We start from the raw sequence: 21,169 nt of genomic DNA, 5'->3' as shown, positions 1-21,169 counted from the left end.
AACTGTCTACACTCTCAGGAAAAGGACTCCAGTGAAAACAGGTTAATCAATGATTCTCATTATTTACGCCCATCCTTATCCGCAGCACTCGCATGCGAATAAACGCATGATTGAGCTCGCCGGAGCGCTTGAAGGCGTTGAAATACGGTCTCTCTACGAACTCTATCCTGACTTCAATATTGACGTTGCCGCCGAGCAAGAGGCGGTTTCCCGCGCCTCGCTGATTATCTGGCAGCACCCAATGCAGTGGTATAGCGTCACACCCTTACTCAAATTATGGATCGACAAAGTGCTGGCGCACGGCTGGGCTTACGGTCACGGCGGCACGGCACTGCGCGGCAAAAGCGTGATGTGGGCGGTCACCACGGGTGGCGGCGATCAACACTTTGATCTCGGCTCGCATCCCGGTTTTGATGTCCTTTCCCAGCCATTACAGGCAACGGCCATTTATTGTGGGCTAAACTGGCTGCCGCCTTTCGCCGCCCACTGCACCTTTATTTGCGACGATGAAACCTTGCAGGCGCAGGCGCGCCAGTACAAACACCGTTTGCTGGAATGGCAGGAGGCGCAGCATGGATAGTCATTCATTAATTCAGGCGCTGATCTACCTCGGTTCGGCGGCGCTGGTGGTGCCTATTGCCGTGCGGTTAGGGCTGGGTTCGGTGCTCGGCTACCTGATTGCCGGTGGCATCATCGGCCCGTGGGGATTGCGGCTGGTGACCGACGCCGAATCAATTCTGCATTTCGCGGAAATTGGCGTCGTGCTGATGCTGTTTGTCATCGGTCTTGAACTCGATCCGCAGCGGTTGTGGAAATTGCGCGCGTCGGTGTTTGGCGGCGGCGCGCTGCAAATGGTCAGTTGTGGCCTATTGATCGGCGCGTTTTGCGCGTTGCTGGGTTTGCCCTGGCCAGTGGCGATGCTGATTGGCCTGACGTTGGCGCTTTCCTCCACGGCTATCGCCATGCAGGCAATGAATGAGCGCAACCTGACGGTTTCACAAATGGGGCGCAGCGCGTTTTCCGTGCTGCTGTTCCAGGATATCGCGGCGATTCCGCTGGTGGCGATGATCCCGCTGTTAGCCGCCAGCGGCGGCGCGATGACGCTCAGCGCCTTTATGCTTTCCGCGCTTAAAGTGGTTGGTGCGCTGGCGCTGGTGGTGCTGATCGGGCGTTACGTTGCGCGGCCTGCATTGCGTTTTGTTGCTCGCTCCGGCCTGCGGGAAGTGTTCTGCGCCGTGGCGCTGTTCCTTGTTTTCGGCTTCGGTTTGTTGCTGGAGGAAGCCGGTCTGTCGATGGCGATGGGCGCATTTCTCGCCGGGGTTTTACTGGCGAGTTCCGAGTATCGCCACGCGCTAGAAAGCGATATCGAACCGTTCAAGGGGTTGTTACTGGGGCTGTTTTTCATCGGCGTCGGCATGTCGATAGACTTCGGCACGCTGGTTACCCATCCGCTGCGCATTCTGATGTTGCTGGTTGGTTTCCTGGTTATCAAAAGTGTGGTGCTGTGGCTGATCGCCCGGCCGTTAAAAGTCCCCGGTAAACAGAGGTTGTGGTTTGCGGCGCTGCTGGGCCAGGGGAGTGAATTCGCGTTTGTGGTGTTTGGCGCCGCGCAAACTGCGCAGGTGCTGGATAGCGAATGGGCGAAAGCATTGACCCTGACGGTGGCGCTGTCGATGGCGGCGACGCCGTTACTGCTGGTTTTGCTGACCCGCCTTGAGACATCAGGCGCGCAGCAAGAGCGCGAAGCGGATGAGATCGACGAAGAAGAAGCGCGAGTGATCATTGCGGGGTTCGGGCGTTTCGGGCAGATCGCCGGGCGCTTGCTGCTCTCTAGCGGGGTGAAGATGGTGGTTCTCGACCACGATCCCGATCATATTGAAACGCTGCGTAAATTTGGCATGAAGGTGTTTTATGGCGACGCCACCCGCGCGGATCTACTGGAGTCTGCCGGTGCCGGACGTGCGGAAGTGTTGATCAATGCCATAGATGATCCGCAGGCTAGCCTACAATTAACAGAGCTGGCGAAAGAGCATTTCCCGAATCTGCACATTATCGCCCGCGCCCGCGATGTCGATCACTACATTCGCTTGCGCCAGGCAGGCGTGGAAAAGCCAGAGCGTGAAACGTTTGAAGCGGCGCTGAAAACCGGGCGTCTGGCGCTGGAGGGGTTGGGGCTTGGCGCGTATGAAGCGCGCGAACGTGCCGATCTTTTCCGTCGTTACAATACGTCAATGGTTGAAGAGATGGCGCAGGTGGAAAACGACGCGCTGGCCCGCGCCGCGGTGTTCAAACGCACCAGCGCAATGCTGACAGAAATCATCTCGGAAGACCGGGCGCATCTGTCGTTAACCCAGCGGCATGGCTGGCAGGGCACTGAAGAAGGGCGACATACCGGCGACCCGGCAGATGAACCCGAAGTAAAACCGCAGGCGTAAAACCGTGGCCTGTTCAGGCGGATTTACGGCTAAGGTTCTGATTCAACGCGTGTGGAAAGCTGGCGGTGCAGGCGCAGGTTGCGTAACCGCCAGCAGAATGGAAATTTTTCACACTCTTTACTCCGCTCACCGTCGACGAAGGTTTGTGCTTTCCGTATAGTGGCGACAATTTTTTTGCATCCAGGAATGAATCAATGATCAGTCTGATTGCGGCGTTAGCAGTGGATCGCGTCATCGGCATGGAAAATGCGATGCCGTGGGATCTCCCTGCCGATCTCGCCTGGTTTAAGCGCAATACCTTAAACAAACCGGTTGTGATGGGCCGCCTGACGTGGGAATCCATCGGTCGCCCGTTACCGGGTCGAAAAAACATTGTGGTAAGCAGCCAGCCGGGCAATGACGACCGCGTGCAGTGGGTGAAATCGATCGATGAAGCGATCGCGCAGTGTGGCGATGCCGAAGAGATCATGGTGATCGGCGGTGGTCGCGTTTACGAGCAGTGCCTGCCGATGGCGCAGCGCCTGTATCTGACGCATATTGATGCGGAAGTGGAAGGCGATACCCATTTCCCGGATTACGATCCGGACGAGTGGGAATCGGTATTCAGCGAGTTTCACGATGCCGACGAGCAGAATTCACACAGCTACTGCTTCGAAATTCTGGATCGCCGATAATCAACTTTCCCCGGCGCAAGTGCGTCGGGGAAGGCTTTCTTAAGAGGCGATCGCCTCGTCATCACCCAAGTCCATTTGGCGGTTAGACTGCTGCGTGAAGTATTTTTTATCTTCCCAGCGCAGGCAAGTCAGCTCGCCGCCCCAGCAACAACCTGTATCCAGCCCGTAAATCCCTTCCGGCGTGCCTGTTCCTTCCAGCGATGCCCAGTGGCCAAACACGATGCTGTATTCCTGCGCGACCGGTCCCGGAATGGCAAACCAGGGTTTCAACGGCGCGGGGGCGTGCTGAGGAATGTCTTTGCAGTACATATCAAGCTGCCCGTTCGGGAAGCAATAACGCATACGTGTAAACGCATTGGTGATAAAGCGCAGGCGCGCGAGGCCGCTGAGTTCTGGCGTCCAGTGGTTCGGCAGATCGCCATACATCGCGTCGAGAAACAGCGGGTAAGAATCGCTCGCCAGTACGGCTTCTGCATCGCGGGCGCAACTTTTGGCGGTATCGATATCCCACTGCGGCGTAATACCGGCATGCGCCATCAGCAGCTTTTTATCTTCGTCGATTTGCAACAGCGGCTGGCGGCGCAGCCAGTTGATCAGCTCATCGGCGTCGGGGGCTTCCAGCAGTAAATTCAACCTGTCTTTCGGCTTGTTACGGCTGATCCCGGCGAAGACGGCCAGCAGGTGCAAATCGTGATTGCCGAGTACGATGCGCACGCTGTCGCCAAGGGATTTGACATAACGCAGCACGTCCAGCGAGCCGGGGCCGCGCGCGACCAGGTCGCCTGTCAGCCATAAGGTGTCGTGTTCCGGCGAAAATTCAACCTGTTTTAACAGCGCGATCAGTTCATCAAAGCAACCGTGAACGTCGCCAATAAGGTATGTAGACATTGTATTAATGGATCACTATTGGAACAGCGAGTCGGAAGACCGGGATAGCGATGCGAAACGCGTTGCCTTGCGCATCGACCATTTCGTAGTGGCCTTGCATGGTGCCCAGCGGCGTTTCAATCACCGCACCGCTGGTATATTGATATTCGCCGCCGGGTTCGATATGGGGCTGTTCGCCCACCACACCTTCACCTTGTACTTCCGTTTCGCGGCCATTTCCATTGGTGATCAGCCAGTAGCGTTTGAGTAACTGGACGGAGGTTCGCCCCAAATTCCGGATGGTAACGGTATAAGCAAAAACGTAACGTTCGTTGTCGGGAAGCGACTGAGACTCGATATAAATGCTTTGTACCTGTATAGACACTCGGGGCGAATTGATCATGGGTTAACTCTCCTTCGGCGGCGCATTATCCGTCAGGTAATTCGCTAACTGACAATATTGCGCAACAGAGATATTTTCTGCGCGCATCGCCGGATCGATACCCAACGATGCCAGCACATCGACCGTAAACACATTGCCGAGGCTGTTACGGATTGTCTTACGGCGCTGGTTAAACGCTTCGGTGGTGATGCGGCTCAACGTGCGAATTTCTTTCACCGGATGCGGCATCGTTGCGTGTGGAACCAAACGAACCACGGCAGAATCCACCTTCGGCGGCGGCGCGAACGCGGTCGGCGGCACTTCCAGCACCGGGATGATCTGGCAATAGTACTGCGCCATCACGCTTAATCGACCATACGCCTTACTGTTTGGTCCTGCAACCAGGCGATTCACCACCTCTTTTTGCAGCATAAAGTGCATGTCGGCAATGGCATCAGTATAGCTAAACAGATGGAACATCAACGGTGTGGAGATGTTATACGGCAAGTTGCCGAACACGCGCAGCGGCTGACCCAGCGTTTTTGACAGCTCGCCAAAGTCCATGGTCATCGCATCTTGCTGATAAATTGTCAGCTTTGGCGCGAGGAACGGGTGCGTTTGCAGGCGTGCCGCCAGATCGCGGTCAAGCTCGATAACCGTCATTTTGTCCAGGCGATCGCCAACCGGTTCGGTCAGCGCGCCAAGCCCTGGGCCGATTTCGACCATGGCCTGACCCTTTTGCGGGTTGATGGCGGAAACGATGCTGTCGATCACGAACTGGTCGTGGAGGAAGTTTTGCCCGAAGCGTTTGCGAGCTAAGTGGCCCTGATGGACGCGTGTATTCATTGAGTATTAACAATCATTTTGATGGCGAGATTAAGCGCCGTAATAAAACTGCCGACATCCGCGGTGCCAAGCCCCGCCAGTTCAAGGGCGGTGCCGTGGTCGACGGATGTGCGAATAAAAGGTAAACCGAGGGTGATATTCACGCCGCGGCCAAAGCCCTGGTATTTTAGCACGGGCAGGCCTTGATCGTGGTACATCGCCAGTACGGCGTCGGCGTTATCGAGGTATTTCGGCTGAAACAGTGTATCCGCAGGCAGCGGACCACTTAAGTTCATGCCTTTGGCGCGCATTTCATCCAGCACCGGAATGATCGTGTCGATCTCTTCCGAGCCCATATGGCCGCCTTCCCCGGCGTGCGGGTTGAGCCCGCAGACAAGGATATGCGGCTGGGGAATACCGAATTTTTGCTGCAAATCACTGTGCAGGATGCCGATCACTTCACGCAACAGAGCCGGCGTGATGGCGTCCGCAACTGCTTTGAGGGGCAGATGCGTGGTGGCCAGCGCCACGCGCAACGCTTCGGTTGCCAGCATCATCACCACTTTCGCCGCGTGCGAACGCGCTTCGAAAAACTCCGTATGCCCGGTAAACGGGGTACCCGCGTCGTTAATCACCCCTTTATGCACCGGGCCGGTAATCAGCGCGGCGAATTCACCCTTCAGGCAGCCATCGCAGGCGCGGGCAAGGGTATCAACAACATAGGGGCCATTCAGGGTGTTCAACACGCCAGGGGAAACCGGCGCGCGAAGCGAGACAGGTAATACGGTGAGCGTACCGGCTTGTTGCGCTGTCGTTTGGGCGTTGGGGTGATATTCCCGCAACGCCAGCGGCAGACCGAGCAGGGCTGCCCGGTCGGTTAACAGCGTCGCATCGGCACAGATAACCAGTTCAACCGGCCAGTCGCGCTGGGCGAGTTGTACTACCAGGTCCGGGCCAATCCCGGCGGGTTCGCCGGGAGTGATAACGACACGCTGTATTTTCATTAATTGCTCAGAATTTTGACGTAAGCAGTGGCGCGTTGTTCCTGCATCCAGGTTGCCGCTTCTTCAGAGAATTTGCGGTTCATCAGCATGCGATATGCGCGATCTTTCTGTGCGGCGTCGGTTTTGTCGACGTTGCGGCTGTCGAGCATTTCGATCAGGTGCCAGCCGAAAGAGGAGTGCACCGGGCCGCTCATCTGGCCGCGTTGCAGCTTCATTAACGCATCGCGGAATGCCGGATCGTAAATATCCGCTGACGCCCAACCCAGATCGCCGCCCTGATTTGCAGAACCCGGATCCTGGGAGAACTCTTTCGCGGCGTTAGCGAACGTGGTTTTGCCACTCTTAATGTCTGCGGCAATCTGTTCCAGTTTAGCGCGTGCCTGGTCATCGCTCATGATCGGCGACGGTTTCAGCAGGATATGGCGGGCATGCACTTCAGTGACGGAAATGCTCTGCGTCTGACCGCGCAGATCGTTAACTTTCAAAATATGGAAGCCAACACCGGAGCGGATAGGGCCGATCACATCGCCTTTTTTGGCGGTACTCAGCGCCTGAGCGAAGATACTCGGCAGTTCCTGAATACGACCCCAGCCCATCTGGCCGCCCTTCAGCGCCTGCTGATCGGCAGAGTAGGTGATCGCCAGTTTGCCAAAATCACCGCCGTTACGCGCTTGTTCAACGATGGAACGCGCCTGGGCTTCCGCTTCGTTGACCTGATCGGACGTTGGGTTTTCAGACAGCGGGATCAGGATGTGGCTCAGGTTCAGCTCGGTGCTGGCATCGTTCTGATTGCCCACCTGCTGCGCCAGCGCGTCCACTTCCTGTGGCAGAACGCTGATGCGGCGGCGCACTTCACCGTTGCGCACTTCAGAGATGATCATCTCCTGGCGAATCTGGTTACGGTAGGTGGCGAAGTTCACCCCGTCGTACGCCAGACGGCTGCGCATTTGATCCATCGTCATATTGTTCTGTTTCGCAATATCCGCGATGGCGGCATCGAGCTGTTCGTCAGTCACTTTGACGCCCATTTTCGTGCCCATCTGCAAAATGATTTGATCCATGATCAGGCGTTCAAGGATCTGATGGCGCAGCGTGGCGTCATCAGGTAATTGCTGGCCAGCCTGGCCCGCGTTGGCCTTCACGGAGTGCATCAAACTATCAACATCACTTTCGAGCACGACGCCGTTATTGACCACGGCGGCGACTTTATCGACAACCTGAGGCGCGGCAAAACTGGTATTCGCAACCATAGCGATACCGAGAAGCAGCGTTTTCCAGTTCTTCATACCTTTTCCATTTCAATTAACCGCAATGCGGATTACGTTGCAAATCAAACAGATCACAGTGAGCTACGGTACGGCAGAATGTTCGAACGCAGCATTTCTTGCGTACCCAAACCGTAGTTGGAACTCAGGCCGCGAAGCTCAATGTTGAAACCGATAACTTTTTCATACTTACTTTGATCATTTTCCCAGCCGTTAAGTTTGCGTTCGTAGCCAAGACGAATCGCATAACAGCAGGAGTTGTATTGCACGCCAACCATTTGGTCGGCGGATTTGTTGGTGTTGGTATCGAAGTAGTAAGCGCCAACGATCGACCAGCGATCGGCAATCGGCCAGCTTGCTGCGGTACCCACCTGCGAAATCCCCTGCTTATACTGCTCGGCAGTCGCAAAGTTCGGCAGCGTCGCCTGGATGTACTCCGGGCTGGCGTAGCGATAGCTCAACTGCACCATACGATCTTGATCGCGGCGATATTCCAGCGCCGTACTGCTGTTGGCGATGTTATTCAACCGGGTATCGTACTGAACCCCGCCGCGCAGACCCCAACGATCGGAGATGCGCCAGTACGTATCGCCCGCCCACACCAGCGAACCCGTTTTGTTGTCTTTCTCCCAGTTAATGTTGTCATCACCGGTACGGGATTCGGTGAAATAGTAAATTTGACCAACAGAAACGTTAAAACGTTCAACCGCCGCATCATCATATATGCGGGTTGTGACGCCGGTAGTGACCTGGTTTGCCGATGCGATGCGGTCAAGACCGCCATAAGTGCGGTCGCGGAACAGACCGCTGTAGTCAGACTGCAGCAACGAGGAGTCATAGTTGTTGATATGGCTCTGATCGCGATACGGCACGTAAAGGTACTGCGCGCGCGGTTCCAGTGTTTGGGTATAGCCTTCCGCCCAGTTCATATCGCGCTCGAAGACCAGCCTGCCGTCGGTTTTAAACTGTGGCATCACGCGGTTAACAGAGGAGCGGTAATCCGTGCCGTTTCTCTCGTTATAGGTATCGAGATTGGTCTGCTGGTAATGGGTTGCCAGCATTTTGACTTCGGTATTCAGGCTGCTCCACTCGTTGGATACCGGCAAGCTTAATGTCGGCTCCATGTGCAAACGGGTGGATTCAGGGTTATTCGAGTTGGTGTTGACGAAATTCACCGCCTGACCATAAATGCGGAAGTCAAACGGCCCTAAATCGTTGTGATACCAGTTAACGTCCACCTGCGGCTGCGCGGAGTAGGAGTTGCTGCTCTGGCGGTTAAACACCTGGAACTGCTTGGTCGATACCGTGGCGTTAAAGTTCTCTACCGCATAACCCGCACTTAAGATTTGCGTGGCGTAACCGTCGGTACTCGAACCGTATTTCGATGAGAAGTTATTAAAGTAGCGCGGATCGCTGACTTTGGTGTAGTTGGCGCTGAAACGCCACACTTTGTCCATCACGCCTGAATGCTGCCAGAAGAACAACCAACGGTGGCGATCGCCTTCCGTCGGGTATTCATCGGCATAGACTTTGTCCGACGGCAGATAGTCGAACTCGATCAGGCCCTGGCCGGCCTGTGACAAATAGCGGAACTCGTTTTGCCACTGGGTATTGCCGCGTTTATGAATGTAGTGCGGCGTGATGGTCGCATCCATATTCGGTGCGATGTTCCAGTAGTAGGGCAGATAGAATTCGAAATAGTTACTGGTGCTGTATTTGGCGTTCGGGATCAGGAAGCCTGAACGACGCTTGTCACCGATCGGCAATTGCAGATACGGGCTATAGAAAACCGGTACCGGGCCGAGTTTAAAGCGGGCGTTCCAGATTTCAGCGACTTGTTCTTCGCGGTCCTGGATCACTTCGCTGCCTACCACGCTCCAGGTGTTCGAACCCGGCAGGCAAGAGGTAAATGTACCGTTATCGAGAATGGTGTAGCGGTTAGCCCCACGCTGCTTCATCAGATCGGCGGTGCCGCGCCCCTGACGATCCACCATCTGGTAATCACCTTCCCAGACGTTGGTGTCTTTGGTGTTGAGATTCGACCAGCCTTTCGGACCTTTCAGGATGACCTGGTTATCGTCATAGTGCACATTACCCAGAGCATCCACCGTACGAACGGGGTCTGTCTGACCTTCCGGTTGCTGCTGATGAAGCTGAACCTCATCGGCTTGCAGGCGGCTATTACCCTGATTTATGTCCACATTGCCGGTAAATACGGCATCGTCGGGATAATTGCCCTTTGCGTGATCGGCGTTGATCGTCACCGGTAAATCATTGGCATCGCCTTGAACTAACGGGCGGTTGTAGCTGGGAACGCCAAGCATACACTGCGAGGCAAGATCGGCTGCCATCCCCTGCTGGCTGTAGAGGGCGGAGCCAATCATGGTGGCCAGGAGGGTGGGGATACGTTTTTTCATACGTTGTATTTATTGTTCCGTCATCTGTGGCTTTACGCTGGCAAACGGTCTGAGACTAACTTACTCGCCTTTGCAACGCTAGTTTTAATCCTGCCCGCGTTCGAGCCAGATCCAAGAAGCCTGCGCCTGTGCACGGCATAGAATGACGGGTATGATAAAGCAAATTTTAGCCGACGGCATGACGATTTGGGGAGTATATGCAGTATTGGGGGAAAGTGGTTGGTGTGGTCATCGCTCTTATCATGGGCGGCGGCTTTTGGGGCGCGGTGCTTGGGCTAATAATCGGGCATATCTTTGATAAATCGCGTAGCCGTAAAATGGCGTGGTTTGCTAACCAGCGTGAACGTCAGTCGCTCTTTTTCGCCACCACCTTTGAGGTGATGGGACATCTGACCAAATCGAAAGGACGCGTCACCGAGGCGGACATTCAGGTCGCGAGCCTGTTTATGGATCGCATGAACCTGCATGGTGAGTCGCGCACCGCGGCGCAGCACGCTTTTCGCGTCGGCAAAACGGATAATTACCCGTTACGCGACAAGATGCGTCAGTTCCGCAGCGTCTGCTTCGGACGCTTTGATTTGATTAGGATGTTTCTGGAAATTCAAATCCAGGCGGCCTTTGCTGACGGCTCTTTGCATCCGAGCGAACGCCAGGTGTTGTATGTCATTGCTGAAGAGTTAGGCATCTCGCGTCTGCAATTCGATCAGTTTCTGCGCATGATGCAGGGCGGGGCGCAGTTTGGCGGCGGTTATCACTCTTCACAGCAACAGGCTGGCGGCGGGGGCTGGCAGCAGGCGCAACGCGGCCCGACGCTGGAAGATGCGTGCAATGTGCTGGGGGTAAAACCGACAGACGATACCACCACCATTAAACGTGCTTATCGCCGGTTAATGAGCGAGCATCACCCGGACAAACTGGTGGCGAAAGGTTTACCGCCGGAAATGATGGAGATGGCGAAGCAAAAAGCGCAGGAAATTCAAAAAGCTTACGAATTGATTCGCGAGCAGAAGGGGTTCCGCTAAGCCGAAAGTTCCCCGACCGCCAGGCCGGGGAAAACCGTCAGAAATCGACCGGCGCCTTAAACGTCATGCTGTTACCGAACGCCGGGTGGGTGATGGTCAAGGTTTCCGCGTGCAGTTGTAAACGCGGCGCCAATGCCAGCACGTCTGGCGGCGCGTAAAAGCGATCGCCGAGAATCGGATGGCCCAGCGCCAGCATATGTACGCGCAACTGGTGCGAACGGCCGGTAATCGGCTTTAAGCGCACGCGGGCGGTGCCATCCTCCTCAAACGCCAGCACTTCATACTCCGTTTGCGCCGCCTTGCCGGTTTCATAACACACCTTTTGCTTCGGGCGATTCGGCCAGTCGCAAATCAGTGGCAAATCCACCAGCCCTTCCGCTTTCGCCGGGTGGCCCCAGACGCGCGCCAGATATTGCTTTTTTGGCTCGCGTTCGCGGAACTGGCGTTTTAATTCGCGCTCGGCTTCTTTGGTGAGCGCCACCACAATCACACCGCTGGTCGCCATATCGAGGCGATGCACGGATTCAGCCTGCGGGAAATCGCGCTGAATTCGTGTCATCACGCTGTCTTTATGTTCGTCCAGGCGTCCCGGCACTGACAACAAGCCGCTGGGCTTGTTGACGACCATAATGTGCTCATCCTGATAGAGAATCACCAGCCAGGGATCCTGCGGCGGATTGTAGGGCTCCATTACCATGACAGGCTCCGTTTATTGATGCGTCACGACAATCAGACGCAGCGCGTCCAGTCGCCAGCTCGCCTGGTCGAGGCTTTCCGTCACCTGCAGGCGGTTGCTCTCAATAGCGGCCAATTCGTCATCACGAATGTTCGGGTTGACCGCTTTCAGCGCTTCCAGGCGCGCCAGTTCTGCCGACAGCTTCTCATCGGCTTCGCTGCGCGCGGCGTCAATCAGCTCACGCGCGGCGCTCGCCACCTGGGCTTCACCTTTTTGCAGAATGTGATGCACGTCCTGCTGTACCGCGTTCACCAGTTTGCTGCCGGTGTGGCGGTTGACCGCGCTAAGCTGGCGGTTGAAGGTTTCGAACTCAACCTGCGACGCCAGGTTATTGCCGTTTTTATCGATCAACAGACGGATCGGCGTCGGCGGCAGGAAGCGGCTAAGCTGCAACTGCTTCGGTGCCTGCGCTTCAACGACGTAAATCAGTTCCACCAGCAACGTGCCGACCGGCAGGGCTTTGTTTTTCAACAATGAAATGGTACTGCTGCCGGTATCGCCAGAGAGAATCAGATCCAGACCGTTGCGAATAATCGGGTGTTCCCAGGTGACAAACTGCGCGTCTTCGCGCGACAGCGCAACATCACGCTCAAAGGTGATGGTGCAACCATCTTCCGGCAGGCCCGGGAAATCCGGCACCAGCATATGATCCGATGGCGTCAGCACAATCATGTTTTCGCCGCGATCATCCTGGTTGATACCGACGATATCAAACAGGTTCATGGCGAAGGTGATAAGCCCGGTGTCATCATCCTGCTCGGCGATGCTTTCCGCCAGCGCCTGCGCTTTTTCGCCGCCGTTGGAGTGGATCTCCAGCAGGCGGTCGCGACCCTGTTCGAGTTGCGCTTTCAGCGCATCGTGCTGCTCGCGGCAGGATTTGATCAGTTGCTCAAAGCCATCGGTATTTTCCGGCGCGGCCAGATAATTAATCAACTCGCCATGAACGCTGTCGTAAATCGCGCGGCCGGTCGGGCAGGTGTGCTCAAACGCATCCAGCCCTTCGTGATACCAGCGCACCAGTACGGACTGCGCGGTTTTTTCCAGGTAAGGCACGTGAATCTGAATGTCGTGCGCCTGACCAATACGGTCCAGGCGGCCGATACGCTGTTCCAGCAGATCCGGGTTAAACGGCAGATCGAACATCACCAACTGGCTGGCGAACTGGAAGTTACGGCCTTCAGAGCCGATTTCAGAACAGAGCAGCACCTGCGCGCCGCTGTCTTCTTCACCAAACCACGCCGCTGCGCGGTCGCGTTCGATGATCGACATGCCTTCGTGGAACACCGCTGCGCGGATGCCTTCGCGTTCGCGCAGAACCTGCTCCAGTTGCAGCGCAGTGGCCGCTTTGGCGCAGATCACCAGCACTTTCTGCGAGCGGTGGCTGGTCAAATAACCCATCAGCCACTCAACGCGCGGATCGAAGTTCCACCAGGTACCGCTATCGCCTTCAAATTCTTGATAAATCTGTTCCGGGTAGAGCATGTCGCAGGCGCGTTCTTCCTGGCTTTTTTGGGCGCCCATAATGCCGGAAACTTTAATCGCGGTTTGATACTGCGTCGGCAGCGGCAATTTCACCGTGTGCAGCTCGCGTTTCGGGAAACCTTTCACGCCATTACGGGTGTTGCGGAACAGCACGCGGCTGGTGCCGTGGCGGTCCATCAACATGGTGATCAGTTCCTGGCGCGCGGCAGCGGCACCTTCGCGATCGCTATTGGCGGTTTGCAGCAGCGGTTCAATATCCTGCTCGCCCACCAGATCGCTGAGCATATTGAGCGAGTCATTGCTCAGGTGTTCGCCCGCCAGCAGCAGGGCCACGGCATCGGCAACCGGACGGTAGTTTTTCTGCTCTTCAACAAACTGGGCGAAATCATGGAAGCGGTTTGGATCGAGCAGGCGCAGGCGCGCAAAGTGGCTCTCCATCCCCAACTGTTCTGGCGTGGCGGTCAGCAGCAGAATGCCCGGCACGCGCTCGGCCAGTTGCTCAATCGCCAGATATTCGCGGCTCGCTTCTTTTTCGCTCCACACCAGATGGTGCGCTTCGTCGACCACCAGCAGATCCCACTCGGCATCGCACAGGTGCTCGAGGCGCTGTTTATTGCGGCGCACAAAATCCAGCGAGCAGATCACCAACTGTTCCGTTTCGAACGGGTTATCCGTATCGTGCTGCGCTTCGGCATAACGCGTGTCGTCAAACAGCGCGAAACGCAGGTTGAAGCGACGCAGCATTTCCACCAGCCACTGGTGTTGCAGGGTTTCCGGCACCACGATCAGCACGCGTTCCGCCGCGCCGGAAAGCAGTTGTTGATGCAGGATCATCCCGGCTTCGATGGTTTTACCGAGGCCCACTTCATCGGCCAGCAGCACGCGTGGCGCATGGCGACGGCCGACATCATGGGCGATATGCAATTGGTGCGGGATCAGGTTTGTGCGCTGGCCGCGCAGGCCGCTCCACGGCATGCGGTACTGTTCACTTTGGTATTTACGCGCGCGAAAGCGCAGCGCGAAACGATCCATGCGGTCGATTTGCCCGGCGAACAGGCGATCCTGCGGTTTGCTAAACACCAGCTTGCTGTCGAGCAGCACTTCACGCAGGACAACATTGCTTTCTTCGGTATCCAGGCGGGTGCCGGTGTAGGCGAGCAGACCGTTTTCTTCTTTTACATCTTCAATGGTTAACTGCCAGCCTTCGTGGCTGGTTACCGTATCACCGGGATTGAACATGACGCGCGTGACCGGAGAATCGCTGCGGGCATATAAACGATTCTCGCCCGTGGCGGGGAACAGCAGGGTGACCGTGCGCGCATCCATTGCAACGACTGTTCCAAGTCCCAGTTCGCTTTCCGTGTCGCTAATCCAGCGTTGACCAAGTGTAAAGGGCATAAATGAACTCTATATCTCAAATTGCAGGCAATAGTTCGTCACCGCCTGGAGGCAGGCGGTCGTAAAAATTTGGGGCCAGAAAAAGGAAGGGCGCTATGGTACTGGAAGCAATTCCTTTCGTATAGACCGATTCGTGTAGCAAAAAATTCAGAATAGCCCCAGTTGTCCTGTAATGAGTGTAGCAAAGTCATCATCAAGGAAAGGCAGAATTCCGTCGGCGACCGGTTGTAGCTGTTTACTCAAATAGTGATCGTAATCGAGCGGCGAGCGCTGGTAATCCAGCGGTTCCGGCCCGCCGGTGGTCCAGACATACTTGATGGTGCCGCGATTCTGATACTGCGGCGCACGACCGCGTTTCTGGTTTTCTTCATCGGCGAGCCTTGCCGCGCGAACATGCGGCGGCACATTGCGCTCGTACTCCGCCAGCGGGCGGCGCAGGCGCTTGCGATACACCAGTTGCGCGTCAAGTTCGCCCGCCATCAGGCTGGCAATGGTTTCCCGCACATAATCCTGATACGGCTCGTTACGAAATACGCGCAGGTAGAGCGACTGCTGGAACTGCTGCGCCAGCGGCGTCCAGTCAGTGCGTACCGTCTCCAGCCCTTTAAACACCATGCGCTGGTTATCGCCTTCCTGAATCATTCCGGCGTAACGCTTTTTGCTGCCCTGATCCGTACCGCGAATAGTCGGCATCAGGAAACGGCAAAAATGGGTTTCGAACTCCAGTTCCAGTGCGCTCTCCAGCCCTTGCGCCTGCAAATGCGCCGTCCACCAGGTGTTAACCAATTCGACAAGTTGCTTGCCGATTTTCGCTGCATCTTCTTCGCTGTGCGCTTTCTTTAGCCAGACAAAGGTGGAGTCGGTGTCGCCGTAAATCACGTCGTAGCCCTGCTCTTCGATTAACGCTTTAGTCTGACGCATAATCTCGTGCCCGCGCATGGTGATCGACGACGCGAGGCGAGGATCAAAGAAGCGACAGGCACTGGTGCCAAGCACGCCGTAAAAGGCGTTCATAATGATCTTCAGCGCCTGCGACAGCGGCTTGTTGCCCTGGCGTTTGGCTTCATCACGCCCGTGCCAGATTTGCCCGACAATCCCCGGCAGGCAGTGCTTTTCGCGTGAAAACCACGCACCAAGAAACCCTTCGGTGCTGTGCGCCGCATTCGGCTGCGCCATGCCTTCCACCAGCCCGACCGGGTCTATCAAAAAGGTGCGGATAATCGACGGATAAAGGCTTTTGTAATCCAGCACCAGCACCGAGTCGTACAGGCCGGGGCGCGAATCCATTACATAACCGCCAGGGCTGGCCTGCGGCGGAATCGTGCCGAGATTCGGCGCGACGTAGCCCGCGCGGTGCATGCGCGGAAAATAGAGATGGCTAAACGCGGCAACCGAACCGCCGTGGCGGTCGACAGGCAAACCGTTCACCGTTGCGCGTTCCAGCAAAAACGGCATGATTTCTGTTTTGTGGAAGATGCGCGTGACCAGTTCGCAATCTTTCAGGTTGTAGGTGGCAAGTGCGGGCTTATCTTCGGCGAAACGGCGGTTAATTTCGTCCATCCGGTCCCAGGGATTATCAATCGCTTTCCCTTCGCCCAGCAGTTCGCGCGACACCGTTTCCAGTGAAAAAGAGGAGAAGTTCCAGAACGCGGATTTCAGCGCTTCGATGCCGTCAATAATCAGCCTGCCGGTGGCCTGCGCGAAAAAAATACCGTTTTTAAACCCGTGCTCGCGCCACTCCAGTTCACTGCCGTACCGCCCGAGCGTCAGCGGCACGCGGTAACGCTCGGCGCTTTTTTGCAGCACCCGCAGATCAAACTGCACCAGGTTCCAGCCGATGATCACATCCGGGTCGTGCGCGGCAAACCAGGCGTTGAGTTTTTCCAGCAATTGCGGGCGGCTGGCGACATATTCAAGGTCGAAATCCAGTTCCTGCGCGTTGCCGTTTTCCGGCCCGAGCATATACACCGTGCGCTGGCCGCAACCTTCAAGGCCGATACAGTAAAGCTCGCCGTGGCGGCTGGTTTCGATATCCAGCGAAACCCATTTCAGCGGTGGGTGATAGTGCGGGCTGGGTTTCAGGCGGGCGTTGACCAGCGCGTTGCCGCGCGATTCGCCATCCACCCACACCGGCGCGGTGATAAAGCGCTCCATCAGGAAACGTTCCGGCGGGCGTACATCGGCTTCATAAACCGTCACGCCGCCGTCGCGCAGAATTTTTTCAATGCGCATCAACTGGCGATGGGCGCGGCAATACAGGCCGTACACGGGTTGGCGATGGAAATCGACAAGATTGAGCGGGGTCAGGCGCCAGTGGTTTTCAGCGCGCAGCAGCAGTTTTGCTTTTTCCACCTGGGCTGCGGGAATAAACGCCACAGATTCTTGCGCAGGCAACACGACGCGCAACGGACCGTTGTCCGTTGCCAGCCAGAACTCCACCTCAGTACCGTCGGAAGTATCCCGCCAGTGCCGGGTCAAAATAAAGCCTTCTTGCGCCTGCGCCACAGCATGCTCTCATCAAACAAAACCAGGCGAGATTATAGCCTGGTTGAATGTGATGTGCTGTGGTTTTATACAGCTATTGCCCGTAATAGGCTTTCGCGCCGTGTTTGCGCAAATAGTGTTTATCGAGCAGCGTTTGTTGCATGGCGGGCAATCTGGGGTCGAGCTGGCGGCAGAAAATGCCCATATAGGCCACTTCTTCCAGCACGATGGCGTTATGCACCGCGTCATTGGCGTTTTTCCCCCAGGCGAACGGGCCGTGGGAATGCACCAGGACGCCCGGCATTTGCGCCGGATCGATGCCGTTTCTGTCGAAGGTTTCGACAATCACATTGCCGGTTTCCCATTCGTATTCGCCGTTGATTTCCTCATCGGTCATTTTGCGGGTGCAGGGGATTTCACCATAGAAATAGTCGGCGTGCGTGGTGCCGGTCGCCGGGATGGGCTGGCCCGCCTGCGACCAAATGGTGGCGTGGCGCGAATGGGTATGCACAATGCCGCCAATGGTCGGGAAAGCCTGGTACAGCAAGCGGTGTGTCGGGGTATCTGACGACGGTTTTTTGTTACCTTCGACCACTTCCCCGGTGGTGAGATTGACCACCACCATATCCTCGGCGGTCATCACGCTGTAATCGACGCCAGAGGGTTTAATCACCAGTACACCGCGCGTGCGATCCACAGCGCTGACGTTGCCCCACGTCAGGGTGACCAGGTTATGTTTCGGCAGTGCCAGGTTGGCTTCCAGCACTTGCCGTTTGAGATCGTCGAGCATGGGATTCTCCTGCGTTGCCGGAGGGCGGTTCACATCACATGCCGGATGGCGCTTTGCTTATCCGGCCTACGAAACCGCCACCCGGTACGTCTTAACGTTTTGAACCGTAATACACTTCGTTCCAGCGCAGCGCGTCTTTGAACGCTGGCAGGCGGGTGTCGTTATCAATCACTGTCAGCTCAATGTCGTGCAGCTCGCTAAACTGGCGCATATCGTCCAGCGTCAACGCCTGACTAAAGACGGTGTGATGCGCGCCACCGGCGAGGATCCACGCTTCGGATGCGGTCGGCAGATCCGGCTGCGCTTTCCACAGCGCGTTGGCCACTGGCAGTTTCGGCAGATCGTGCGGGGTTTTCACCGCGTCAACGCAATTGACCAGCAGGCGGAAACGATCGCCGAGATCAATCAGGCTGGCGTTAATCGCCGGGCCGGTTTTGGTGGAGAAGATCAGGCGCGCCGGATCGGCTTTGCCGCCGATGCCGAGGAACTGCACATCCAGCGTCGGTTTTTCGTCAAGAGCGATCGACGGGCAAACTTCCAGCATGTGCGAGCCGAGCACCAGGTCGTTGCCGTCTTCAAAGTGGTAGGTGTAATCCTCCATAAAGGAGGTGCCGCCGTTCAGGCCGCCGGACATCACTTTCATAATGCGCAGCAGGGCAGCGGTCTTCCAGTCGCCTTCGCCCGCAAAGCCGTAGCCTTGCTGCATCAAGCGCTGTACCGCGAGGCCGGGCAGTTGTTTCAGGCCGTGCAAATCTTCAAACGTGGTGGTGAATGCATGGAAACCGCCCTCTTCGAGAAAGCGTTTCATACCCAGTTCGATACGCGCCGCATCCTGCACATTCTGGCGTTTTTCGCCGTGCACTTGCGCGGCGGCGGTCAGGCGGTAACTGCTTTCATACTCGTCGATCAGTGCATTCACATCGCCATCGCTAACGGCATTCACCACCTGCACCAAATCGCCAACACCCCAGGTATTCACCGAGAAGCCGAACTTGATTTGTGCTGCCACTTTATCGCCGTCGGTCACCGCCACTTCACGCATGTTGTCGCCAAAGCGCACCACTTTCAGGTGGCGGGTATCCTGTTTGGATACTGCCTGGCGCATCCACGCGCCAATGCGGGTATGCGCGCGTTTGTCCTGCCAGTGACCGGTGACCACGCTGTGCTGCTGGCGCATCCGCGCGCCAATAAAGCCGAACTCGCGGCCGCCGTGCGCGGTCTGGTTAAGGTTCATAAAGTCCATATCGATGCTGTCCCACGGCAGGGACGCGTTGAATTGCGTATGGAACTGCAACAGCGGTTTGTTGAGGATGGCCAGGCCATTAATCCACATTTTGGCCGGTGAGAAGGTGTGCAGCCAGACCACCATCCCGGCGCATTTATCGTCGTAGTTGGCATCGCGGCAAATCGAGGTTATCTCATCGGGTGAAGTCCCCAGCGGTTTCAGTACCAGTTTGCAAGGCAGTTTCGCTTCTGCATTGAGGGCGTTGACCACCTGTTCGGCATGGTTTGTCACCTGTTTCAGAGCTTCCGGGCCATACAGGTGCTGGCTGCCAATGACGAACCAAACTTCATACTTGTCGAAAATAGTCATGATCGTGTCCTTAATGAGTTAACGCGGCCTGCGAAACTGTCGCGGCTGAAGGGAGATAATGCTGTTCGGCGCTCGTCGCCCACTGCTGATAGCGACGATAGAGCCGTTCAAACTGTTGTGCCTGGTTTCCGGGCTGCAGGGTTTTCTCAATGGCGCTCGCCATCTTCTGCTGCGCGGCCGGGATATCGGCATGCACTCTTGCGGCAACGGCGGCAAAAATCGCCGCGCCCAGCGCGCAGCACTGTTCAGACGCCACCACCTGCAACGGGCGGTTAAGCACATCGCAGCAGGCCTGCATCACGCCGAGGTTTTTACGCGCGATCCCGCCTAGCGCCATGACGTTGTCCACCGCAATGCCTTGTTCGGTGAAGCACTCCATGATCGCGCGGGCGCCAAAGGCGGTCGCCGCAATCAGCCCGCCGAACAGCGCAGGCGCATCGGTGGCGATATTAAGATCGGTGATCACCCCTTTCAGGCGCTGGTTCGCGTTGGGCGTACGGCGGCCGTTAAACCAGTCGAGCACCACCGGCAAATGTTCCAGCGACGGGTTTTTCACCCATGCGTCGGTGAGCGCGGGCAGAAGTTGTTTTTGGCTGGCTTTGATCTGCGTTTTCAGTTCCGGGTGTTGTTGCGCCAGTTGTTCCAGCGGCCAGCCGAGAATGCGACCAAACCAGGCGTAGATATCGCCAAAGGCGGATTGCCCGGCTTCCAGGCCGATAAAGTGCGGTACGACGCTGCCGTCGACCTGGCCGCAAATACCTTTCACGGCGCGATCGCCAACGCTCTGTTTGTCGGCAATCAAAATGTCGCAGGTCGAGGTGCCAATCACTTTCACCAGCGTGTTGGGCTGTGCGCCCGCGCCGACCGCGCCCATATGGCAGTCGAACGCGCCGCCGGAAATCACCACGGATTCAGACAGCCCCAAACGCTGCGCCCATTCGGCGGTCAGCGTGCCGACCGGCAGATCGGCGGTGTAAGTGTCGGTAAACAGCGGCCAGCTTAAGTGTTTATTGATAATCGGATCGAGGTCATCGAAAAACGCGGCAGGCGGCAGGCCGCCCCAGCTTTCATGCCACAACGATTTATGCCCGGCGCTGCAACGCCCGCGACGAATAGCTTGCGGGCTGGTGGTGCCGGAAAGCAGGGCGGGCACCCAGTCGCACAGCTCAATCCATGACGCGGCGGCCTGCGCCACAGCGCTGTCGGCGCGCGTGACGTGCAGGATTTTCGCCCAGAACCATTCGCTGGAGTAAATCCCGCCGATATAGCGCGAGTAGTCGGTTTTGCCTGGGGTGTGGCACAAACGGGTGATCGCTTCCGCTTCTTCAACGGCAGTGTGATCTTTCCATAACACGAACATGGCGTTCGGGTTGTCGGCGAACTCCGGGCGCAGCGCCAGTACGCGGCCCTCTGCGTCAATCGGTGCGGGCGTAGAGCCGGTGCTGTCAACGCCGATGCCTTTAATGTCGGCGCGTTGCGCCTCGCTTAATTCTGCCAGCACCGTTTTGAGTGCCGCTTCCATTGATTCGATGTAATCACGCGGGTGGTGACGAAACTGGTTATGCGGCGCGTCGCAATAACGGCCCTCCTGCCAGCGCGGATACCACTCGACGCTGGTGGCGATCTCCGCCCCGGATGTGCAGTCTACCGCCAGCGCGCGTACCGAATCGCTGCCGAAATCGAGGCCAATAGTGATTGCCATGCTTGTTGCTCCATAAGAATAACCGTTAGAAAAACGATAGTGAGCGGGGGCGAAAACCGTCAGGCAGGATTCGCTAATCTTATGGATAAAAT

The 21,169-nt window shown here is 56.8% G+C and carries 16 protein-coding genes; 4 read left to right on the top strand and 12 right to left on the bottom strand.

Annotated features, from left to right (window positions below; all coding sequences use genetic code 11):
• Nucleotides 1-49 precede the first annotated feature (49 nt).
• The 3 genes from kefF (at nucleotide 50) to folA (ending at nucleotide 3,109) form a co-directional block, all read left to right on the top strand.
• Nucleotides 50-580, top strand: a complete 531-nt coding sequence (kefF, locus tag AAEY27_RS18460; protein WP_342322259.1) for a glutathione-regulated potassium-efflux system oxidoreductase KefF — start codon at nucleotides 50-52, stop codon at nucleotides 578-580.
• On the top strand, nucleotides 573-2,435 hold the full coding sequence (kefC, locus tag AAEY27_RS18455) for a glutathione-regulated potassium-efflux system protein KefC (protein ID WP_342322258.1): 1,863 nt from the start codon (nucleotides 573-575) through the stop codon (nucleotides 2,433-2,435). The genes kefF and kefC overlap by 8 nt, the downstream gene beginning before the upstream one ends.
• A 194-nt stretch (nucleotides 2,436-2,629) precedes the next feature.
• A complete protein-coding gene (gene folA / locus AAEY27_RS18450) occupies nucleotides 2,630-3,109 on the top strand; it encodes a type 3 dihydrofolate reductase (protein WP_342322257.1) in 480 nt (159 codons plus the stop codon).
• A gap of 39 nt (nucleotides 3,110-3,148) precedes the next feature.
• On the opposite strand, the gene apaH is transcribed toward folA, so the two are convergent.
• From apaH to lptD, 6 genes are read right to left on the bottom strand one after another with little or no spacing between them, the layout of a single operon-like run.
• On the bottom strand, nucleotides 3,149-3,997 hold the full coding sequence (apaH, locus tag AAEY27_RS18445) for a bis(5'-nucleosyl)-tetraphosphatase (symmetrical) ApaH (protein ID WP_342322256.1): 849 nt from the start codon (nucleotides 3,995-3,997) through the stop codon (nucleotides 3,149-3,151).
• Between the two features lie 4 nt (nucleotides 3,998-4,001).
• Entirely contained in the window at nucleotides 4,002-4,379 is a 378-nt protein-coding gene (apaG, locus tag AAEY27_RS18440; protein ID WP_342322255.1) for a Co2+/Mg2+ efflux protein ApaG, read from the bottom strand.
• Between the two features lie 3 nt (nucleotides 4,380-4,382).
• Nucleotides 4,383-5,204: a 16S rRNA (adenine(1518)-N(6)/adenine(1519)-N(6))-dimethyltransferase RsmA gene (gene rsmA, locus AAEY27_RS18435; protein ID WP_342322254.1), complete on the bottom strand. Its 822-nt coding sequence runs from the start codon at nucleotides 5,202-5,204 to the stop codon at nucleotides 4,383-4,385.
• Nucleotides 5,201-6,187 carry a 4-hydroxythreonine-4-phosphate dehydrogenase PdxA gene (gene pdxA, locus AAEY27_RS18430; RefSeq protein ID WP_342322253.1) on the bottom strand — a complete coding sequence of 329 codons (987 nt, stop codon included), beginning with the start codon at nucleotides 6,185-6,187 and terminating at the stop codon, nucleotides 5,201-5,203. The genes rsmA and pdxA overlap by 4 nt, the downstream gene beginning before the upstream one ends.
• On the bottom strand, nucleotides 6,187-7,473 hold the full coding sequence (gene surA, locus AAEY27_RS18425; RefSeq protein WP_342322252.1) for a peptidylprolyl isomerase SurA: 1,287 nt from the start codon (nucleotides 7,471-7,473) through the stop codon (nucleotides 6,187-6,189). The genes pdxA and surA overlap by 1 nt, the downstream gene beginning before the upstream one ends.
• A 53-nt stretch (nucleotides 7,474-7,526) precedes the next feature.
• The gene (gene lptD / locus AAEY27_RS18420; RefSeq protein ID WP_342322251.1) at nucleotides 7,527-9,869 is read right to left on the bottom strand and encodes an LPS assembly protein LptD; all 2,343 of its coding nucleotides are present in this window, start codon (nucleotides 9,867-9,869) and stop codon (nucleotides 7,527-7,529) included.
• Nucleotides 9,870-10,066: 197 nt separating this feature from the next.
• Here lptD and djlA point away from each other — a divergent pair, with 197 nt between their 5' ends.
• On the top strand, nucleotides 10,067-10,891 hold the full coding sequence (gene djlA / locus AAEY27_RS18415) for a co-chaperone DjlA (protein WP_342322250.1): 825 nt from the start codon (nucleotides 10,067-10,069) through the stop codon (nucleotides 10,889-10,891).
• 37 nt (nucleotides 10,892-10,928) lie between these two features.
• Here djlA and rluA read toward each other — a convergent pair whose 3' ends face one another.
• The 6 genes from rluA to araB form a co-directional block, all read right to left on the bottom strand.
• Nucleotides 10,929-11,588 carry a bifunctional tRNA pseudouridine(32) synthase/23S rRNA pseudouridine(746) synthase RluA gene (gene rluA, locus AAEY27_RS18410; RefSeq protein ID WP_342322249.1) on the bottom strand — a complete coding sequence of 220 codons (660 nt, stop codon included), beginning with the start codon at nucleotides 11,586-11,588 and terminating at the stop codon, nucleotides 10,929-10,931.
• Between the two features lie 12 nt (nucleotides 11,589-11,600).
• The gene (rapA, locus tag AAEY27_RS18405) at nucleotides 11,601-14,507 is read right to left on the bottom strand and encodes an RNA polymerase-associated protein RapA (RefSeq protein WP_342322248.1); all 2,907 of its coding nucleotides are present in this window, start codon (nucleotides 14,505-14,507) and stop codon (nucleotides 11,601-11,603) included.
• A 147-nt stretch (nucleotides 14,508-14,654) separates the two neighbouring features.
• A complete protein-coding gene (gene polB, locus AAEY27_RS18400) occupies nucleotides 14,655-17,012 on the bottom strand; it encodes a DNA polymerase II (protein WP_342322247.1) in 2,358 nt (785 codons plus the stop codon).
• Between the two features lie 73 nt (nucleotides 17,013-17,085).
• Nucleotides 17,086-17,781, bottom strand: a complete 696-nt coding sequence (araD, locus tag AAEY27_RS18395) for an L-ribulose-5-phosphate 4-epimerase (protein WP_342322246.1) — start codon at nucleotides 17,779-17,781, stop codon at nucleotides 17,086-17,088.
• A gap of 91 nt (nucleotides 17,782-17,872) precedes the next feature.
• Nucleotides 17,873-19,375: an L-arabinose isomerase gene (araA, locus tag AAEY27_RS18390; protein WP_342322245.1), complete on the bottom strand. Its 1,503-nt coding sequence runs from the start codon at nucleotides 19,373-19,375 to the stop codon at nucleotides 17,873-17,875.
• Between the two features lie 10 nt (nucleotides 19,376-19,385).
• The gene (gene araB, locus AAEY27_RS18385; RefSeq protein WP_342322244.1) at nucleotides 19,386-21,077 is read right to left on the bottom strand and encodes a ribulokinase; all 1,692 of its coding nucleotides are present in this window, start codon (nucleotides 21,075-21,077) and stop codon (nucleotides 19,386-19,388) included.
• Nucleotides 21,078-21,169 lie beyond the last annotated feature (92 nt).

The organism is Kosakonia sp. BYX6 (genome assembly GCF_038449125.1).
In the GTDB taxonomy this organism is placed as follows: Bacteria; Pseudomonadota; Gammaproteobacteria; order Enterobacterales; family Enterobacteriaceae; genus Kosakonia; species Kosakonia calanthes.
Note: the sequence above shows the minus strand (reverse complement) of the source record. Positions and strands in the feature narration are given on the sequence as shown.